This is a genomic window from Bacillus sp. N5-665, assembly GCF_022637375.2.
Taxonomy (GTDB): domain Bacteria; phylum Bacillota; class Bacilli; order Bacillales; family Bacillaceae_G; genus Bacillus_A; species Bacillus_A wiedmannii.
On sequence record NZ_CP093325.1, the window covers coordinates 2121454 to 2136926 of the forward strand.

The 15473-nt window shown below is 32.1% G+C and carries 14 protein-coding genes, 3 pseudogenes and 1 riboswitch; of the genes and pseudogenes, 14 read left to right on the plus strand and 3 right to left on the minus strand.

Translation table 11 applies throughout. The features are described 5' to 3' along the window. Positions 1-12 precede the first annotated feature (12 nt). Together MNO09_RS13405 and MNO09_RS13410 are read right to left on the minus strand one after the other, a co-directional pair. Entirely contained in the window at positions 13-771 is a 759-nt protein-coding gene (locus MNO09_RS13405) for a MerR family transcriptional regulator (RefSeq protein WP_000581359.1), read from the minus strand. A gap of 65 nt (positions 772-836) precedes the next feature. Beyond that, positions 837-980, minus strand: a complete 144-nt coding sequence (locus MNO09_RS13410) for a hypothetical protein (protein WP_001183897.1) — start codon at positions 978-980, stop codon at positions 837-839. 227 nt (positions 981-1207) lie between these two features. Here MNO09_RS13410 and MNO09_RS13415 point away from each other — a divergent pair. From MNO09_RS13415 to MNO09_RS13430, 4 genes and pseudogenes are all read left to right on the plus strand, one after another. Next, positions 1208-1435 (plus strand): annotated as a pseudogene (locus MNO09_RS13415) (TetR/AcrR family transcriptional regulator); the annotation flags it as partial. Positions 1436-1470: 35 nt separating this feature from the next. After that, a complete protein-coding gene (locus MNO09_RS13420; protein WP_002096432.1) occupies positions 1471-1854 on the plus strand; it encodes a hypothetical protein in 384 nt (127 codons plus the stop codon). A gap of 19 nt (positions 1855-1873) precedes the next feature. After that, positions 1874-2035: pseudogene (locus MNO09_RS13425) on the plus strand (RNA-guided endonuclease TnpB family protein); the annotation flags it as partial. A gap of 288 nt (positions 2036-2323) precedes the next feature. Continuing rightward, positions 2324-2427: riboswitch (purine riboswitch) on the plus strand. Positions 2428-2602: 175 nt separating this feature from the next. After that, on the plus strand, positions 2603-3481 hold the full coding sequence (locus tag MNO09_RS13430; protein ID WP_000742454.1) for a 5'-methylthioadenosine/S-adenosylhomocysteine nucleosidase: 879 nt from the start codon (positions 2603-2605) through the stop codon (positions 3479-3481). Between the two features lie 233 nt (positions 3482-3714). On the opposite strand, the gene MNO09_RS13435 is transcribed toward MNO09_RS13430, so the two are convergent. Next, positions 3715-4359: a recombinase family protein gene (locus MNO09_RS13435; protein ID WP_001284337.1), complete on the minus strand. Its 645-nt coding sequence runs from the start codon at positions 4357-4359 to the stop codon at positions 3715-3717. Between the two features lie 528 nt (positions 4360-4887). On the opposite strand from MNO09_RS13435, the gene MNO09_RS13440 reads away from it, so the two are divergent. From MNO09_RS13440 to MNO09_RS13485, 10 genes and pseudogenes are all read left to right on the plus strand, one after another. Next, the gene (locus MNO09_RS13440) at positions 4888-5265 is read left to right on the plus strand and encodes a hypothetical protein (protein WP_002096433.1); all 378 of its coding nucleotides are present in this window, start codon (positions 4888-4890) and stop codon (positions 5263-5265) included. Positions 5266-5738: 473 nt separating this feature from the next. Continuing rightward, on the plus strand, positions 5739-6443 hold the full coding sequence (locus tag MNO09_RS13445; protein WP_000802752.1) for a response regulator transcription factor: 705 nt from the start codon (positions 5739-5741) through the stop codon (positions 6441-6443). Further along, complete coding sequence (locus tag MNO09_RS13450; protein WP_000239011.1) at positions 6436-7545, plus strand: HAMP domain-containing sensor histidine kinase; 1110 nt, start codon at positions 6436-6438, stop codon at positions 7543-7545. The genes MNO09_RS13445 and MNO09_RS13450 overlap by 8 nt, the downstream gene beginning before the upstream one ends. A 266-nt stretch (positions 7546-7811) precedes the next feature. Beyond that, on the plus strand, positions 7812-8912 hold the full coding sequence (locus MNO09_RS13455; RefSeq protein WP_000757539.1) for an efflux RND transporter periplasmic adaptor subunit: 1101 nt from the start codon (positions 7812-7814) through the stop codon (positions 8910-8912). Further along, the gene (locus MNO09_RS13460; protein ID WP_000609178.1) at positions 8909-9583 is read left to right on the plus strand and encodes an ABC transporter ATP-binding protein; all 675 of its coding nucleotides are present in this window, start codon (positions 8909-8911) and stop codon (positions 9581-9583) included. The genes MNO09_RS13455 and MNO09_RS13460 overlap by 4 nt, the downstream gene beginning before the upstream one ends. A gap of 2 nt (positions 9584-9585) precedes the next feature. After that, positions 9586-10764, plus strand: a complete 1179-nt coding sequence (locus tag MNO09_RS13465; RefSeq protein ID WP_001056901.1) for an ABC transporter permease — start codon at positions 9586-9588, stop codon at positions 10762-10764. 406 nt (positions 10765-11170) lie between these two features. Then, entirely contained in the window at positions 11171-11419 is a 249-nt protein-coding gene (locus tag MNO09_RS13470; protein WP_033657749.1) for a hypothetical protein, read from the plus strand. A 147-nt stretch (positions 11420-11566) separates the two neighbouring features. Continuing rightward, positions 11567-12039 (plus strand): annotated as a pseudogene (locus MNO09_RS13475) (IS4 family transposase); the annotation flags it as partial. Between the two features lie 442 nt (positions 12040-12481). Continuing rightward, positions 12482-13252, plus strand: a complete 771-nt coding sequence (locus MNO09_RS13480) for an ABC transporter ATP-binding protein (RefSeq protein ID WP_000706746.1) — start codon at positions 12482-12484, stop codon at positions 13250-13252. 219 nt (positions 13253-13471) lie between these two features. Beyond that, positions 13472-15415 (plus strand): ABC transporter permease, encoded by a 1944-nt coding sequence (locus tag MNO09_RS13485; RefSeq protein WP_088107071.1) that lies wholly within the window; start codon positions 13472-13474, stop codon positions 15413-15415. Positions 15416-15473: the final 58 nt, after the last annotated feature.

Genomic DNA, 15473 nt, shown 5'->3' on the forward strand with positions numbered 1-15473 from the left:
CGTGATTTCCCCTTATTTCGGCTCAGGCTTATTTTTTTCATTCATAAAAATGGCATATGCCTCGTTCATAAACTGAAGCACATCTTGATCAATTGGGTATAAACTAAGTTTCTCTGATTGTTTGGGAGACATCCTTATCTCCCAAAGCTTATTTAGAAATTCATCCTCACCTTCAAATTCTTCTAAGCGTTTTTCCTCCATTCTTCTCATGATATTTTGAACTTTTGTTGCCTTTGGACCGTCCTTCATATAACGTTTTAACTGGCCGATGAGAGCAATCCATTCAAGTGAATCAGAACAGTCACTTGACATTTTAGGAACCTTTTCTAATAATTTTATTTCTTTTTCTTTAAATACAGATTCGCGATAATACTGTTGTATATCTTTATCTTTGCTGGATAATTGCATAATCTTCTGAATCGCAATCCAGCTTTCTTCTCCTTCTATCGCAATTCCATTTATCAATTCCCGTAAGGATAATTCTATTTTCTTTAAATGTTCCTGCTCTTTTATTACATAAGATAATTGATTCTGTAAACTATCCGACCAATCCCATTCATTGAAGTCGAGCATATTTTTAATCTCTTGTAACGGAAATCCAACTTTTTTTAAAAATTGAACTTGCTGTAGTTTTTTTATTTCTTCATTTGTATATAAACGATGGCCACCTTCTGTTTTTGATGCTGGTTTTAATAATCCGATTTTATCGTAATAACGCAGTGTCCTTACTGTAACGCCTGCCAGTTCTCCAACTTTATTAATGTGTATCAACTGATAAACCTACCTTTCTGAACGTTAAGATTTTATCGTTAACGATTATTTTCTTCATACCACATCTATTCTTCTTTACTAAAAAGATTTTTAAGTAAGTAACCTGATCCTAATCCAATTAGTACACCAGGAAATGCATAATCCAATGTCAGTCCGATCCCTGCACCTATAATGACACATCCATAAATAATAATATCGCCTTGTTGCATCTAAAAACCTCCTATTTTTCTAATTTCTTTTATGAAATTGCGAAATAGTAGCTACTTAACAGTATATAAAATGACCCAACGTCAACTTCAAGTGTTTTTGATTTTTATTAATACATTTATATAAACCTTTAAAGCGCCCTCTAACGGAAGATTTAATTTCAAAATATTTTGCGGGCTTATCGTTCCAAAATATTTATACTAAAATATATAATACGGGGGTGTGGTTAATGGGTAGAAAGATTAGTTTTAATAAAGAGCAAGCTTTAAATAAAGCTATGTATTTATTTTGGGAGAAAGGTCATGATGCTACATATATATTAGATCTTAATGAAAAGAAGGGTATAAGCTAATCTACTCTTTACGATAGTTTTGGAGATAAGGATGCTCTATTTAAACTGGTTTTGGAACATTATGAAAACTTCGGTGTCTTAGCATACAAAATTCACGTACTGTTCTTGTTATCCTGAGGTGAAATGGGAGGGAATGTCTTTTGGGAAGTAGACCTGTAAAGTTATTTTTTAAATCAATTCTATTTTTTTTCTTATGCGGTATTGTTGTTTATTCTATATTTCAGATTATGTTTGTCTGGAGTGTTTCGACAGGATTAGGGAGGGATGATATAGTCGGATTTTCTGATAATAAGTATGTAATTGGTCGTCCACCTGTTAGCTATAATTTATATAAAAAAGATAGTGGGGAAACTATATTAGATAATGTTATTGGTTATAAAAAAGGAAAAACGAAAAGCTATGTTCGGAATGAAATCGAATTTGTAGTGATAAATGAGATAAAGGGTAGCTATGAATTGTATAAAATAGAAAAAGCTTCAGAAAAGGATATAGAACGGCTGAAAGAAATGCAGAAATTAGAATGAAAGAGACTATTTGAAGGATAAAAATGCTGTTGGGTTAGACTTCGCAATGGCTGAATTGTACGTGAGTAGCGAAGATGAGAAAGCCAATTATCCTTGCTTTTATCGTCAGATGTTAGACAGATTAGTAAAATCGCAACGAGTATTAGCAAGGCGCGTAAAAGATTCAGCTCGCTGGAAGAAATAATTGTGAAGTGGATAGAGGCGCATTGTATCTCGCAATACGAGGGGAAAAAGACTTCCAGATCGATATAAGGCGGAAGTAAGAAAGCTTAATTGTTTGTAAAAGCTCGGTTGTTGTAGGTGGATTTAGTTCAGTATTCAGAATATAAGTTTTTAACGGTATTTTTTACTTAAAAATGGATAAAAAAATTAATTTACCATTTAAAAAACGAACATTAAAAAATATTTTAATAAAAATGTTCACATTTAGATTGCGTGCACACTAAAAGTTTGATATATTACCAATATAATAATTTTACACATCATCACTCGTATATACTCGGTAATATGGTCCGAGCGTTTCTACCTAGTTCCCAATGAAAGAACTGGACTACGGGTTAAAGTGTTCGGCCGTGCTGTTCAATGAGCGCTATCGATCTATAATTTTGCATTTGTTTTACCTTATGCTTAATTAACTTTGACTATCGTAGTTCTAGAAAGTAGAGATTCTTCTACAATTTCTAGAACTTTTTTGTTTGGACCAAAAGTATCGAGTATAGAAAACAACAAGAGAAAGAGGAGATTATTTATGAAGAAGAATACGTTGAAAAAATGTGCTGCCCTAGTAACTACTGTTGCATTGTCATTCTCGATACTTGCGGGATGTAATGCGAGTCCGAAACAAGTTGAGGCAAAAAACAATCAAAAACCAATCTTAATTCAAGGGCCAATGCCGATAGAAGCTGAAAAGTTTGCAAAAAGGTTGAAAAATGTGAAAGAAGAAAAGTCTGGAACTTTCGTATTTTATAAAGGAACTGTCGACAATTATCCTGTAATTGTTGCGAAAACAGGTAAAGGAATGGAAAATACAGCAGCCGCTACAGCAGTGGCTATTGAAAAATATAAGCCTATAGCGATTATTAACCAAGGAACATCAGGTGGACATGATCCTAATTTAAATGTATTTGATATTGTTTTAGGAAAAAAAGTCGCGAATATAGGTTCATTAAAAACAACAAATATGGATGAGAATCAAGGGATTGAACCGACAAAATGGATTTCAATGGACTTAATGGCTTCGGAAGGAAGTGCAGGAGAAGATCCAAATGCTGAGAAAATCCGATACTACGAGGGAGATAAGGATTTACTTGCAGCAGCTAATGCGGTGAAAGATAAATATACAAAAGGTAAAGTGGTGGAAGGGACTATAGGTTCAGCAGATCTTTGGAATAATGAAGTGGATAGAATTAAGTGGTTCCATACAAAATACGGTACATCTGTAGAAGAAATGGAAGGTGCTGCAGCAGCGCAAATCGCAAAAGCTTATGACGTACCATTTTTAGGGATCCGAGTATTATCTAACAATAAAACAAACGGCGGAAAATACAACCCAAATACAGCGGCAGCAAATCAAGAATATGTATATGAAGTAGTTAAAAAGTATATAGATTCGATACCAAATAAATAGTAGTAGTTTTGTCCCAATATAAAAATGTTATCATTACTGCGCAATGTGTTGTGAACTCAGAATTACTAAAGTTTCTTTCATTAAAATAGATTGGTGCCTTACATGGTATCCAATCTATTTTTGTACTTATTGGGGTCCCGCCCACATTTTAACGAAAATATACGCTAAGCAAATTTCAACATAATAAGAGCCGGATTTTCTACTCTGAGAAACATCCGGCTCTTATTCTTCATTTAGTTAGTTTGTAATTTGTTCTCTTCATATTCTTTCATTATTTTATAAAACGTATTTTTCTTGAGTTCTAACATTTCCATAAACATAACAGCAGTTATTTCTCCGCTTTTCCATTTTGAATAAGTTTCTTCTATTATATTCATTTGTTGTTTGCTTAAGGTCGAAAGGTTCACCTGAGGACGGCCTAAATGTTTTCCTTGAGACTTAGCTACCGCAATCCCTTCGGCTTGTCGCTGATGAATTTTTTTACGCTCTTGATCCGCAACGTAGGATAGCAAAGATAAAAATTGATCTTCCATTAATCGGCCCATATCACCCATCTCACGAAATTTCCGACTATCAAACAGGGTTTCATTTTCTAAAACTACGATATCAGCTTGTAATTCTCTTGTTATATACTTCCATTCTGAAATTACCTCATCATAATTGCGGCCCATACGATCTAAGGCATCTATGTAAACAATATCACTTGTACTTAATATCTTTCGTAATAATTGATATTGGGGGCGATCAAAATGTCGTCCACTTGCTTTATCGACAAAAATGCGTCGAGCTTCCACTCCTCGTTCCATCATCTTATGTAACTGACGTTGTTCATTTTGATCTTTTGTACTTACACGTATATATCCATAAATATTTGCCACGTTTTGTACTCTCCTCACATTTGTTACCACAATTATACCATTTTGTTTATAAAGGTATTCATTAAAAATAAACGTTTATAAAATGATTTGAACCACCTTTATAAACCTGATATTTCAACGTTTCATAGATAGGGCCCTTTAGTTTGTAAAGGTATACCTTTACAAACAAGTGATGTTTTTCAAAGAACCTATTATAAGCTTTTAATCATTTAAAGAGAGATACGATTAAGCACATATATTTTACATAATAAAGAAGATAACATGAATGAAATCTTGCTAAGAGAATTTTTGAACAAAATAAGCGGAAACACTCTGCTAAAAGTTATGAATTAACAACAAGACTTGAAAGAAGATTGTGAAAATAAAAGAGTTATAAAATTTAATGGAAATTTTATAATCACCCTACTTTTTATTTAATTAATTTTCTCTATCCTATATATGTGCAGTTATTTATATAACACATTTATATTAGAGAAGGATTCGTACTTAACTAACATTAAATAAAAAATGATGATGAAAGGTAAATGTATGATGAAAAAAATTAAAACGCTCATTTTTCCAATTAGCTTCAGTTTATTGCTAATTGGATGTAGCAATAAAGAATTAAATGGGAATTGGAGATTAGTGGATAATGATAATAATTGTCCGATTTCTTACACGTTTAGCGAAAAAATAGAAGTTAATCCAGAAACCCAAAAAAAGAAAACTATATTGTTAATAAAAATGTATACCGAAAAAATGTCATATGAATTTAAAAATTCAGGGGCATACAATTGGCTTGATAATGAGTGGATAAATATTGATTATGACAAAGATTTTACTCAGAAACAAAAAATGGTACAAGAGAAAGACAAATTGACAGCATATTTTCCAGAGGTAGAAAAAGTATGTACTTATAAAAGATAAAATTAAGATGGCCTAGGAATTATAGAAGAAACTATAGAATGATAAAGATACTTTAGAGGTATCGTTAAAAGAAAATTAGATATTATATGGAACACCGACTGCTTTTGCTTGTTATCTATTTAAAGATATTTTTGCCCAAACTTGGCTATATGGGATACGTTCTATTTATAATGCTTCTACATCTTTAATGGAAGAAAAAATATTAAATTAAAGTTAGTAAGGTATTTGAAAATATTTTTTATAGGGACATTTTTCACTTCTATCCTAAAAATGATAAGATTTGTATGTAGAAATGTAAAATTGTATAACCATTCAAAAAATACTAAAATAATTTTTCGCCATAGGGGATAATAGGAATTTAAACTATCCTCTAAAAGAACGAAATACATAATAGTATTTTTAAAGATGGTATAAAATAGATTAATCAAGTTTTAAATTGGAATATATGTAAGTAAAAGAAGAGGGAGAATAAAATGAAGCCCATTACAATTTTAATAGCTGATGATGACTTGGAGATTGCTGAATTAATTGAAATACATTTAAAAAAAGAAGGATACCAGGTTGTGAAAGTAACTGATGGAGAAGAGGTAATTCAGGTTATTCAATCACAGCAAATCGATTTAGTTGTGTTAGATATCATGATGCCAAAAATGGATGGTTATGAGGTAACGCGGAAAATTCGCACCAAACATTATATGCCAATCATTTTTTTAAGCGCGAAAACATCTGATTTTGATAAAGTGACAGGCCTTGTACTAGGTGCAGATGATTATATGACGAAGCCTTTTACACCAATCGAATTAGTCGCACGTGTGAATGCTCAACTTCGCCGATTTCTAACGTTAAATCAACCGAAAGTAGAAGAGGAGAATAGATCTGTTTTAGAGGTAGGCGGCGTTGTGATTGATTTTGAGAAACGAACGGTACATGTATACGGAGAGCGAATTGAATTAACCCCGAAAGAGTTTGATATCTTATATTTATTAGCCAGTCATCCGAATAAAGTATATAGTCTTGAAAATATATTTCAGCAAGTATGGACAAATGATTATTATGATGATAGTTATAGTACAGTTACGGTGCATATTCGTACTTTACGAAAAAAAATTGGGGAGGATAAGAGAAAGAACAAATTAATAAAAACGATTTGGGGAGTAGGTTATACTTTCAATGGTTAAAATAATGAAAAGTTTTCGATTTAAAATGATTGCATTGTTTGTGCTAAGTACGGTACTAGCAGCTGTTGTCACATATATTATGTATAAAGGATTATTTTATTTTAAAACAATGGTACTTCATGAAAATCCTTTAGATCAATTTAGGGAAACAGGAAGGGCATTTGGAGATAAAACATTATTTTTATTTTTAATTTCCTTTATTTTATTATCTATTTTACTTTTCTTCTTTTTAACAAAACCATACTTAAAGTATTTTGATGAGATTTCTAATGGTATTCATCATCTTGCAAAAGGAGATTTTACAAATACAGTCAATGTCTCATCAAATGATGAATTTAGCGATATTGCACGTGAAATTAATATCGCGAGTGAAAAATTAAAAGAGGCAGTTGAAAGAGGAGACTTCGCTGAAAGTAGTAAAGATCAGCTTGTTGTTAACTTAGCTCATGATTTAAGGACACCATTAACATCTGTGCTTGGTTATTTAGATTTAATTCTCAAAGAGGAGAACTTAACAAAGGAACAGATTAAATATTATTCTACAATTGCATTTGCAAAATCACAACGACTTGAAAGTTTAATTGAAGAGTTGTTTGAAATTACGCGAATGAATTATGGTGTGCAACAATTAGATGAAAAATCTATTAATATAAGTGAATTACTTATACAGCTAGGTGAGGAATTATACCCATTATTAGAGAAGAATCAATTAGAAGCTAGATTACATGTTGAGCCTCATTTATATATCAACGGTGACGGGAATTTATTAGCTCGAGTATTTGAAAATCTTGTAACAAATGCGGTTCGATACGGAAATAAAGGACAATTTGTTGATATGAATGGATATATTGAAGATGGAGATGTTGTTGTACAGATTGTTAATTATGGAGATAGCATCCCTGAAGAAGAATTACCCTATCTTTTCGATATGTTTTATACGGGTGATAAAGCGAGAACAGTGCAGAAAAACAGTACAGGTCTTGGATTATTTATTGCAAAAAATATTGTTGAACAACATAATGGAAACATTTCAGCACAAAGTAATGAATTTAGAACAATATTTGAAGTGAGATTACCGCAAGAAGAGAATGTAAAAATTTAATAAATATTTAATTTTCACCCCACTTTTTATTTAATTAATTTCTTCTATCCTATACATAGGTTAGGTCAAGGAGGAGTTAGAAATAAAAAGTGGGCTTTTTATATTGTGCACCGTATGTGCTGGACTTTATATAAAACAATGATTTTAAAAAGGAGATGTTTAAATTTTGTAATCTAATTTATATATCATTCCTGAAAAGGTTAACTAATTACACAAAATGAAATAATGGTTTCCAAAAATAAAACATAGAAAAAAGTGAGGGTAATATGAAAAAAGTAAATAAAGTAATCATCGTTGGTGTGTTAACAATTGGTATAGGAGTTGGGGGGTATATGACGTTTGCTGGGAATTCTGAACCAGTTATAACCTATAAAGTATCTAAAGTGCTAGAGAAACAAATAGAGAATCATCAAAAATTTAGCGGTGAGGTTATTCCCAATGGTATAGAAACAATTTCATTCGATCAAACAAAAGGTACGTATGAATTAGCTGTGAAAAAAGGTGATGAAGTAACAAAAGGACAGCTTCTTTTCAAATATAATGATCCTATTGCTAGACAAGGGGTAACGGAAGCAGAAATGCAAAAGAGAATTGCACAAAAAGAGGTAACATTACTGCAAAAACAAATTAATGTAGCAAAACAAAAGCTACAAAAAGATAAAACTGCTGGTCTTCCTGCAGAAGCAGTAAAAGCATCAGAAATTGAAATTCAACAATTAGAATCACAACTTGAAATGAAGAAGTTTGAAGTAGAAAAAGCTGTTGAAATGATTAAAGTAGCAAAAGAGAAGGTAAACGCACTTTCTGTAACAAGCCCTGCTGATGGTGTAATTGATGATATCGTGAGAAATGCCGATGAAAAAACAGGTATGAGCGGTATTACACTTCGTCAGGCTGGTCCATTTAAAGTGAAAGGTCAACTATCTGAATTTGAACTTGCTAATGTGAAAGTTGGACAAGAAATAACAGTTTCATCAAGAACTGTAGCGGGTAAGACATGGACAGGAAAAGTAACAGAAATTGGTTCTACACCATTAAAAAGTATGGATGAAAACAAAACAGTTTCTAATTATCCATTTACCGTTACATTAGACAATAGTGAAGGCTTACAAAATGGTTTCCACGTATACGTAAAAACTAAATCAGGCGAAGCAACAGGTACAGTCGTTCCAAAGACCAGCATCTTAAAAAAAGGTGACAACAATGTTGTCTTTGTTGTAAGAGACGGAAAAGCAAAAGAACAAGTTGTTACGGTTGAATTTGAAACAGGTAATGAAGCAAAAGTGACAGGAGTGAAAAAAGGAGAGCAAATTATCTCTAAACCTACTGTAAATCTAAAAGATGGTATGGAGGTTGCCACGCAATGATTAACTTACAAGGAATCACAAAATCTTTTCAAAATGGTGCAGAATCCATTCAAATTTTACACGGAATTGATGTAACACTGAATCAAGGAGATTTCGCTTCTATCATGGGACCATCTGGTTCTGGTAAATCTACATTAATGAATATTATCGGTTGCTTAGATAAGCCAACAACAGGTACGTACGAATTAGCTGGTCAAAACATTTCAAATATGTCTGAAACAGAACTCGCACATGTTCGAAATAAAGAGATTGGATTCGTATTCCAAAACTTTATGTTATTACCGAGACTTACAGCACTTCAAAATGTAGAACTACCTCTTATTTATGCTGGAGTCGATAAAAAAGAAAGACAAGAGCTTTCATTAGCAGCCTTAATGAAAGTTGGTTTAGCTAATCACGCTACCCACATGCCAAATGAATTGTCAGGTGGTCAAAAACAGCGTGTTGCAGTCGCACGAGCTATTGTAAATAACCCGAAATTTATTTTGGCAGATGAGCCAACAGGTGCACTAGATACGAAAACAAGTGAACAAATTGTAAATCTATTTTACGAATTAAACAAACAAGGCTCAACCATTATTATGATTACCCACGATCGTGAGATCGGAGAATCCGCAACACGTCAAATTGTTATTCGTGATGGAAATGTTGTTCAAGATTGGAGGAAATGAATTTGAATATGAATGAAAATATACGTATGGCTATATCTTCTATCTTTGCACATAAAATGCGATCCATTTTAACAATGCTAGGAATTATTATTGGAATCAGTGCAATTATTACGATTCTTGCAATGGGTGATGGAAATACTGCAAAGATGCAAAAAGAGATTGAAGAGAGCCGCCATATGGATGAAATCAAGATAGAGTATATCAATCCGGATTTTCCGCTAGAAATAGCGAAGATCACACCAGATATGGTAAAGCAATTACAAGTAATACCAGGTGTAAAGGACGTTTACCCACAGGTGAATATGGACGTAAAAGCATATGTGGGATCAAAAGAAGCTTCTCTTAATTTAAGTGTGGGAACAGGTAATTTTATGCAGGATCACAAACTAAGAATGGTACATGGGCGTGAGTTAACAGAGACTGAACTGGCAAAACCCATTCCTGTTGTAATTCTCAGTGAAGCCTTATTTACAAAATTGTTTGATGCTTGGGAAGATGATTTGTATATAGATATAAAAGGAAAACCATATAAAATTGCCGGGGTGTACAAATACGATAATATATGGCAATCAAATGTGCATGCAGGATATACATCAATTGACAATGCACCGTTGATTTCAGGGGTTGAGGAATATAATGCAGTGACAATTAAGTTATCTTCTTCTAGTGAGCGAGAAACTGTAGGGAAACAAGCTGTATCTGTATTAAATGGATTGAAATCACTAGAATTTGAGCATCTATTTACAGTATTGGATGAGAAACAAAACGATTTGGTCGTAGAAGAATCATTCAATACGATAGAAATGGTATTCACTGGCGTTGCTGGAATCTCTTTAATCGTAGGTGGTATTGGTGTGATGAATATCATGCTTGTATCCGTTACAGAGCGTACACGTGAAATAGGTGTTCGAAAAGCACTTGGTGCAACCCGAAGAAAAATATTAATGCAATTTCTCATCGAATCCTGTATTTTAACAGCATTGGGCGGGGCAATTGGTTTTGGATTAGGTATGTTCTTTGCTTGGATAGCTGCATTCGTAGGTGGATGGCCATTCATTATATCCCTAGATCTCGGTCTACTATCTGTTGGAATATCTATAGTAATCGGTATTGTCTCTGGTATACTTCCGGCTAATAAAGCAGCTAAATTGGATCCAATTGATTGTCTACGGTATGAGTAAGAATAGTGACAGGTTTAATTTGGTAGTAAGATGTTATCAAAAAAGAGTAAATGTTCTTATGAGTATTGATCCTTTTGTGAAATACTGTCATGAAGTTCCCAGCAAGCTGAAAAATTCTAATTCCATTTATGCATATGTGGAATATTAAATGAAATTAGTGTGTTATAGATATACTGCATGGAAAAACTCTTGCATAATTTATCAATTTTCTGTAATTGAGAGGTTTCAAGTCGATTATAAAGGAGAGGATATGGCAAAAAGAGTTAGAATCTTGGCGTGCATGAGTAATATTTTAATCGAATTAAATTATTTATTAGCTTATTTCATTGGTGAAATCGTTATATTAATTTTGTATTTAAACGATATATGGGTTGTTTCAATAAATTATATAAAGAGGTATTATGCTATGAAATTCGAAGACAAGCGTATGTTAGGAATCCAACTAGGTTCTTTAGTACTGACAAAGGAAAATCAGTACTTAGTTATTAAAAAAAATGATAATTATTCGTTAGTTAATATTAATAATTTAGAATGTGTGCTATTTGAAGTTCCTTTGGAACACGTAGAAGAAATGGTGATTGAGGATTTAAAGGAGTCAATTCAAGAAATTGTAGCTCCTGAACATATTAAACTGGTAGCTAAAAATATTTTATAGAGGTATCTTCACATTACTATAAAGCTAATATAAATCTGTGTCTATATATAGAAAAGGCGCCATTCTTTTTGTAAAAATATACGAAAAGAATGGCGTTTTTGTACGTCTATTTCTGTATCTAATGAATTACAACTATTTGCTTAAGAGATTCAAAGTTTTTTATCTCAAAATACCTTGCTTGATCTCGCTAGAGGTGTTGATTTTGTACAACGAACCAGTAAGTACCAAGCAAAAAATTGACCGCTTTTATGCCGATTTCTTCTCCGTACATTTCTGTTTTCCAGCGTATTCCTATTCTAGATTCAATTGCATTTCAACTCCAAGATATATTTTCATCAGTTTATGAGGGGAAACAACATGATTGCACTTGCGGCACTGTTTGTACCCCTACTTTCACCATGAATCATTTATGTATCCGAGATTTAGATTGTTTTCATTTAAAAGACCTTCAATATATCCAAGATAAAGAGGCCCACTATATCTCACGTATCATGTTGAATACACGTATTTATTAAAAAAATCCTAATCCTTATTATTTTAAAAATGAAAAAATGAAGAATGGTAAAACGTATATACAGATAAATATGGACACGTTAATGACCGCCCTTCAACCAAAACAATACTTGAAGTTAGATTACCAAAAGAAGAGATATTAAATTTTTAATAAATATTTAATTTTTACCCCACTTTATATTTAATTAATTTCTTCTATCCTATATATGTTAGGGCAAGGAGGAGTTATAGAAATAAAAGTGAGGCTTTTTATTTTGTGTATAGTATACGCAAAGGGATTTAAATAACACAATGATTTTAAAAAGAATTTGTTTATATGTTGAAATCTAATTTATATATAATTCCAAATAAAATTAAATAATTATACAAAAAAATAATAGTTTGATTGTAAGGAGTTAATAAAAAAGAGTGAATTAGATCGTTAGTCTTCCCTCTTTTTACAAATATGGATTTTCGTGATGTGCCCATCAAACTAATTTTCTTGTATGGGTTAACGGGATTTAAAAAATTAACGTGCTATAGATTTTAGAAGAAAAGAGTGATATAGAGATGAAAATAGTGTTAGAAGCAAAAAATATAAAAAAAGTATATGACACAGGTGGAAATAAATTTGAAGCATTAAGAGGTATTAACTTACAAGTGAAAGAAGGGGAGTTTGTTGGCATTATGGGACCGTCTGGTTCTGGCAAGACTACGCTATTAAATGTTATTTCTACAATTGATAATGCGACGAGCGGTGAGATTTTAATCGATGGAAAAGATATTGTAAAGATGAATGATGAAAAGCTGGCGTTATTCCGTCGTAATCATTTAGGTTTTATTTTCCAAGATTATAATTTATTAGATACGTTAACGGTGAGAGAAAATATCGCTCTTCCACTTGCGCTATCAAAAGTGGAAGCGAGAGAAATTGATCGATGCGTTTTGGAGATTACGAAGAAGTTTGGAATTGATCATATTTTAAATCAATTCCCATATCAAGTATCTGGGGGACAGAAACAACGCTGCGCAGCATCTCGTGCAATAGTTACAAATCCAAGTATGATTTTTGGAGACGAGCCAACAGGGGCGCTTGATTCTAAGTCAGCAAAAGATCTATTAGAAAGTATGAAGTCATTAAACGAACATGATAATTCAACAATTTTAATGGTAACGCATGACGCGCTTGCGGCAAGTTATTGTAAACGAGTTATTTTTATAAAAGATGGTAATTTATATAAAGAATTACAGCGTGGAAAATTAACACGTAAACAGTTCTTCCAAGAAATAGTTGATGTAATGTCCGCAATTTCGGGAGTTGCAATGGAGGGCCTTAACTAGTAGTGATTTCAGAACACACAGCGGAAGTTTCTAAGGAAATTGGAACTCTATTTTAAGCATGAAGTATGATACTTATTATTCTCGTGAAAATATTTATTATATATTTTAATGGATTTTTCACACATAATTGTAAAAATGCAATAGGCACTTTAAGTTAAACTGTGAAACTAACAAAGTGGTCTATTCCCCACTGACACAAATATTTATGGAGGTCAAAAAATGACTTTATTTGATATCGTTCAACGTAATATACGGCGTAATTTTAAGGAATACATACTCTATTTTGTTTCCCTAACTATGAGTATGGTTATCTATTTTATTTTTGCCTCACTTCGCTATAGTGCTCAAATAAAAAAAGTAATGATTAATAATGTGGTGGTTAATGGTGTTCTTCAATCATCCAAAGTAATTCTCATCCTTTTTATAGCAATATTTATTATTTACTCTACTAATTTTTTTATGAGGAAGCGTAAAAAAGAGGTAGGATTGTACTCTTTATTAGGTATAACTAAAAAACAAATCAGTACTATGCTATTTTTGGAAACCATTATAATGGGGGGCATAGCTTTAATAATTGGAGTACTAATGGGGAGTTTAGGTTCTAAATTAGCTTTAGAACTGCTAACAAATTTGATGAAATTGAATGTAGCTATATATTTTGAGTTTTCTATAAAAGCGCTAATAGATACGTCCGTGCTCTTTTTGGCTATTTTATTATATACTGCATGGAAAAGTTCTCGTGTAATTTATCAATTTTCTTTAATTGAGATGTTCCAAGCCGATCATAAAGGAGAAAGCATGCCTAAAGGGTCTAAAATGTTGGCGTACATAAGTATTATTTTACTTGGAATAGGTTATTTGTTAGCAACTTTTTTCAATGAGGTTGTAAAACTTGTAAGGACTCCTGGGAATCCGGAACCTATGTACATCCCGATTATTATTTTGATTGCAATTATTCTTGGAACATACTTTCTATTCTCATCTTACACAGTAATTGTATTAAAGAAAATGAGAAGTAAAAGGGACTTACTTTATAATGGTATGAACATAATAAATATTCCACAGTTGTTATATCGGGTAAAAGGAAATGCAAAGTTACTTGCGATTATTGCTCTATTAAGTGCTGTAGCTTTAACAGCAATTAGTACTGTTGTATCAGGGTATTTCGGTGGACAATTGGAAGCAAAAAGTGAGGCACCGTACAGTTTTTCATATAAAAAACAAGAGGATGCGATTGAAAAGCACATACAGACTGTTTTTGAAGAGAACAAGAAAAAAAATTCAATTATTCGTGACTTTGAAGTTGAAATGGTAACAGTTAAGGGAGGCCCTTTTGAGGAAAAAGGAAATACAAATCTACCAAATCCCCCTTCTAAAATACCATATGATTTTCAGCTTATGTCCCAATCTATGTTGAATAGAAATGCTAAAAATATGGGAGTGAAGAAAGTCAACTTAAATCCAGGGGAAGTATTTATATATAATCTACATGAGGATAAGAATTTTGAAAAGGGAAATAGACTACAATTACCTCTTAAAGTTGAGCCGAAAATATCTGTCATTCAGGACGTCAAAATTCGTAAACTAACAAATTTAGGGGATTTAATTGTCATTGTACCTGATCAACTCTATGAAACGATTAAACAAACTCATCAGCCTTATGTTGTAAGAAATATTGATGTAACACAGCAAAAGGATAGCGAAAAACTAACTGAAGAGTTATTAAAAATATCACCTAAAGATAATGATATGAAAATTGGCTCTTTTTACAAAGCGTATGTAGATATTATGGATATGACTGGACTTATGTTATTTGTTGGTATCTTTTTAGGGGCTGTATTTGTCCTGGAAACAGGCTCGATTATCTACTATAAACAATTATCTGAAGCATATGCAAATCACAGATATTATAAGACTCTTCGTAAAATCGGTGTTACGAAAAAAGAGGTAAGAAAGTCAATTTCAAAACAAGTTCGAATTAGTTTTATTTTACCTGTAATAATCGGACTTTCTCATAGCTTATTTGCTGTACCAATACTAACAAATATGCCTATATATACTATCATGATTCCTATTTTAATTGATGGTGGTGTATATTCCATAATTTATTTTGGATATTATGTATTAACTGTTTATTCTTATTTTAAAATTGTGTATAAGTAATAACTAATAAATGATTTTAATATTTGAAGTGAAATTTACTAAGTTCTAAATGGTAAAG

Coding starts and splice junctions, on each gene's coding strand:
- MNO09_RS13410 (WP_001183897.1), bottom strand. CDS start 980: ATGCAACAAGGCGATATTATTATTTATGGATGTGTCATTATAGGTGCA.
- MNO09_RS13430 (WP_000742454.1), top strand. CDS start 2,603: ATGAAGAAGAATACGTTGAAAAAATGTGCTGCCCTAGTAACTACTGTT.
- MNO09_RS13440 (WP_002096433.1), top strand. CDS start 4,888: ATGATGAAAAAAATTAAAACGCTCATTTTTCCAATTAGCTTCAGTTTA.
- MNO09_RS13445 (WP_000802752.1), top strand. CDS start 5,739: ATGAAGCCCATTACAATTTTAATAGCTGATGATGACTTGGAGATTGCT.
- MNO09_RS13450 (WP_000239011.1), top strand. CDS start 6,436: ATGGTTAAAATAATGAAAAGTTTTCGATTTAAAATGATTGCATTGTTT.
- MNO09_RS13455 (WP_000757539.1), top strand. CDS start 7,812: ATGAAAAAAGTAAATAAAGTAATCATCGTTGGTGTGTTAACAATTGGT.
- MNO09_RS13460 (WP_000609178.1), top strand. CDS start 8,909: ATGATTAACTTACAAGGAATCACAAAATCTTTTCAAAATGGTGCAGAA.
- MNO09_RS13470 (WP_033657749.1), top strand. CDS start 11,171: ATGAAATTCGAAGACAAGCGTATGTTAGGAATCCAACTAGGTTCTTTA.
- MNO09_RS13480 (WP_000706746.1), top strand. CDS start 12,482: ATGAAAATAGTGTTAGAAGCAAAAAATATAAAAAAAGTATATGACACA.
- MNO09_RS13485 (WP_088107071.1), top strand. CDS start 13,472: ATGACTTTATTTGATATCGTTCAACGTAATATACGGCGTAATTTTAAG.